The organism is Arachidicoccus sp. (assembly GCF_050436765.1).
GTDB lineage: Bacteria > Bacteroidota > Bacteroidia > Chitinophagales > Chitinophagaceae > Arachidicoccus.
The window spans coordinates 1-4,516 of the sequence record NZ_JBNQGD010000231.1 but is presented as its reverse complement, the minus strand read 5'-3'; the positions used below and the strand labels follow the sequence as shown (position 1 = coordinate 4,516).

Annotated in this window: 2 protein-coding genes; both read right to left on the bottom strand. The window is 38.0% G+C overall.

Annotated features, from left to right (window positions below; all coding sequences use genetic code 11):
- Positions 1-617: 617 nt before the first annotated feature.
- The gene (locus tag ACQR30_RS10200) at positions 618-2,423 is read right to left on the bottom strand and encodes a RagB/SusD family nutrient uptake outer membrane protein (protein WP_429734670.1); all 1,806 of its coding nucleotides are present in this window, start codon (positions 2,421-2,423) and stop codon (positions 618-620) included.
- Between the two features lie 19 nt (positions 2,424-2,442).
- Positions 2,443-4,516, bottom strand: a 2,074-nt coding sequence (locus tag ACQR30_RS10195) for a SusC/RagA family TonB-linked outer membrane protein (RefSeq protein ID WP_429734668.1), incomplete at its 5' end; no start/stop codon positions are given.

The window sequence follows — 4,516 nt, the reverse complement described above, 5'->3', positions numbered from 1 at the left end:
AATATTACACGGTCCGTATAACCTCACCTATATGGGGTTGATCGTATGCTTACGTTAGTATAACTGTTAAAATTATTTTTAATTGCAATTACTAACCTACTACCACAATTTTAAATATGCGAATTCAGCTTAACACACTATTTGAAATTGTAATTTATATTTGTTAATATATTATAAATACAATACAGGGAAGTCGTTTTCATCTGTGGAATTTTTCTAACCACCTCTATATGGCGTTTCGGATCTTCGTCTTATTTTCAAATAGCCAGCAAGCCATCAGGGATTTTCAGCGTTTATTTTAAGTATAGCAATTCAGTTGGGTTTACAGCTCTTACGGGCAGTCATTGTAGATTGATTTCTAAACTACCATTGCTGTAGCCTTCGTATCTTCCGATATTTAATTGATCCACTAGCGTTGAAGTTTATTCATTTTAATAAAAAACCACCTCACCATTTATTGAAAAAAATCAAATAATGAGAGATGGTTATATATAAGAATGCAAAAATAAATACCTTTATTGAATAGCCTTACAAACAGATTGGATTGAAAAAAACATATTTACATAAATCCCCCTCTACATATTCCTCAGCTGCACTTCCACTCCAATTCAGCACACTCAATAGCCGGGATTTTGAACAAGTTTCGGATTTTGTGCTATTACAGGCAATGGTATAGGATCTAAGTACATTTTCTGATAAAAAGTGTGGGGGTGGTTTAATGGTATTACCTTATACTGCCATACGCCGCTATCATCATTTGGAGAGGAATTTGTAATTTCCATAGCGTGTTTATCAACATTCATAACCGTCATGGCCGTTTTCCAGCGAATCATGTCGTAAAACCGTTTGTCTTCAAAACAAAGTTCTACACGTCTTTCCTGATGAATAGCTATACGCATTTGATCTTGAGATAGCCCAGCGGCCAAATCGGGAAGCCCAGCTCGAGCTCTGATTTTATTGATAGCTGAATACACACTGGCATCCGGACCTACAGCTTCATTTTGGGCCTCCGCATAACCAAGTAACACCTCTGCATAACGATAATAGATAAAGTTTGCACCACTCGAAGCGCCATTTCCTGGCACCACAAGAGGGTTTAGTCTCTTTTTGAAATAATAGCCTGTATTTCCAACATCAGCACTACCAAAATCGATTTGATTAAGAGAAGGGTGAACCTTGTCTATACGTGTGTAAATTGTGTCAGGGCGTGGCATCCAAGCCATATCATAAGGAGCTCCATCATAAACAATCCAATCATAGAAACGAGGCTCTCTTCCAACATAGGGATGTTGTGGATCATAACCCGAAGTGGGGTCAGTAATTGGTTTACCATTTGCCATAAAGAACTGATCCACTAACTCTTGAGTAGGGTCGTAATTACCCCAAGTATAATACCCTCCTAAAACATACACCGGGCCGCCATATTGCTCAAATGATGAACCAATGATATTTGCAACAGCTTGACGATCGAAAATAACTTCACTGTTATATTTATTAGCTTCATACCAAATGGCAGATGGATCAGAAAATAATTCATAAGGATGTCCATTCCCCCAATTATCTATAAAGGATTTAAAAGTGGCAGCTGCGGCAGCCCATCGTGCTGGATCGTAGTTACCAAATCCTGCAATTTTATTAGGATCATTCCCCGCTGCAGGCACTGCAGCATTATAGGCTGGGCTAGCTGCATTCAATTGCAACCATCCTTTTAACATGGCAGCCGCGCCCAAAGTTACCCTTCCGGCATCAGCATCTCCATTTTTATATTTAATCTCTAGATATTTATCATTAAGAATAGTATCCAACGATGCAACTAAGAAGTTAAACGTTTCTTCATAAGTACTTCTAGGTACATACAAAGCAGCACTATCGCTTGCATCTCTGGTTTGCGGTTCAGTGATAATCGGAAGCCCCCCTAGATGTAGAAATAAATTTGTGTAAAAGAATGTGCGCAGGAATCTTGCTTCGTCAAGTCTTTTATCTAACCAACTGGAGGAAAAATTGGTTTTATTTTTGTTCACTTCCTGAATAAAAGTATTACACTTTCTGATAGTCTTAAAAGCGTCTGTCCAATTATATTTATCGAGATCTGCTACACCACAGTCACTCCCCCAAATACTGTAATTAGTCGAAGATTCGTCGATGATACCTTGCTTAAAATTCCAGGAACTAAAGTATATGCCTCCATCATTATCGTCTGTAAAATTATCCAAACTTTCGGCTGAATTATATAAATTAGGTAGATTGTTGTAGATGTCATTAAGAAATATATCTGCATTACCTTCCGAGGCCCATTGCGTAGCATCGGTAAGAATAGCCTTATCTTGGTTGTCCAACACATCTTTTTTGCAGCCTGCGAATATCGTTAATAATAAGGCCGCTATAATTATAAGGCTCTTAATCTCAATGGTATTTGTTTTCATCTGATTTTAATTTTAATAGTTAAAAACTTACACTTAACCCACCTATAAATGTCTTTTGATTCGGGTACGAAAGCTCTCCATTTGTATATCCAATTTCAGGATCCATATATTTCAATTTACTGAACGTCAAGAAATTTTGGGCTGCAACATAAACGCGCAGATGGCTAAGTCCTGATTTTTTTAACAGAGATGATGGAAATGTATAACCTAATGTAGCCGTTTTTAACCTGATATAACCTGTATTCATAACCCACAAACTTGATGTCTGGGTATTATTGCTATAAGGAGCCTGAGTTGCTCTCGGATATAACGCATTTTGGTTGGTTGGTGTCCAACGATTATTATAATATTGATATGCAGTATTACTATTGTTGTTGAGGAACGGAACCGTTTGGAATCCGTTAATATTAAAACTTTCCATTGCTTCTCCTTGAAATAGTACAGAAATATCAACACCCTTCCAAGATAAAGTAGGCGTGAAACCAAAAGTTATAGCAGGATAATTTGGGTCACCAATTGGAACCTGGTCGTCGGCATCTATTTTACCATCATGATTAATATCTGCATACTGAACGTCTCCCGGATGGAGTGCCCCGAACTGGGTCACATTGTATCCATCTGCAGAATCGATTATCCCATCGTTATTTTTATCATCAGATGTTTTAAACAGTTTAATTGCTTTGTATCCAAATACTTCGCCTAGCTCTCTTCCGGTAAGTCGCCTATTTGGATTATCATAAGTTGAAGGGGACTCATATATTTGCACCATCTTGTTCATGGAATAACTAAAATTACCACTTAATCCTAATGCCAATCCGTTTCTAAAAGTATGGTGGGACTGGAGAGTAAGTTCAAACCCGTGATTATCCATCACCCCTGCATTCTCCTGTGCAAGTGTCAATCCATATTCAACAGGAACAGTAACACTCGGTGCTAGTAACATGCCTGTTCTTCTTTCTGTAAAATAGTCCGCATCTATATTAAGTAACCCATTCCATAGAGTGGCTTCTAAACCGATATCCCGCTTTGTGGAGATTTCCCAAGTAAGATTTGGATTGGCCTCTTGTGCCTGATAGGAACCTTGCACAACGTTTCCTGAACCAAATGCATACGAATTACCATAAAGTGTATAACCGCTGAGATACTCAAAAGGCCCTCCAGCTAAGTTTCCTGCTTTTCCCCAAGAAGCACGAAGTTTCAGTAAATTCACAAAAGACAGGGATTTCATGAATTTTTCTTTCGATAGAACCCACCCTACCGAAAATGCTGGGAAATAGGCGTACCTATGTCCAGGGGCAAAGTAATAATGCCCATCATATCTACCGGACGCCTCGAATAAATATTTATTATCATAGCCATAATCTACTCTGTATACATAACCAACTTGGCTACCTGTAGAAGAAGAACCATTAAGTCCACGATCTGTTGGCGAAGAACTTCCAAAATTTAACTCATCTATATTTATTTGGAAGTTATTTAAACTAGCTCCAAAATTAGACTGTACATTATTTCTCTCTTCCGCTACTACCAGCCCCGTAACTTCACTCTTTCCAAATGAACGATGATAATTCAGAAAGCCTTGATAAGTGAACGAATTATTGTTATAATAATTTTCGTAAAGCGAGGTTGTTTGTGTTGCATAGCTTTCCGAAGTAGCAATTGCTTGAGAATAGGTATAAGGGTTAGTTGTTGTATTTATGGAATAATAATAATAGGGTCTATGCCAGCCCTTTTCCTTATATTCGTAGGGATCATAACTAAAGGCACCTTTAATACTTAACCCAGGAATAAAAGGAATCTTTTGATCAACAGAAACTGACATCAGCTCTGTTGTCTGATCTTTATGGTAGTAACCTCCAGAATTGAGAAGACCATAAGGCGTGTTGCCGGCAGAGCCAGCATAATCACCGTTAGTGTATTTCAACGTCTGAATAGGCACATATTTCAATAGGGATTTAAACAACTGTAAAATAGGCGTACTAGCATCTATGCTACTCGTATTCTCAAACGCACCCGATACGGAAAGTGCCAGCTTTGTCGTTGGGGTCGCATCAACATCTAAATTAATATTATAGCTATATCTGCGATAATTA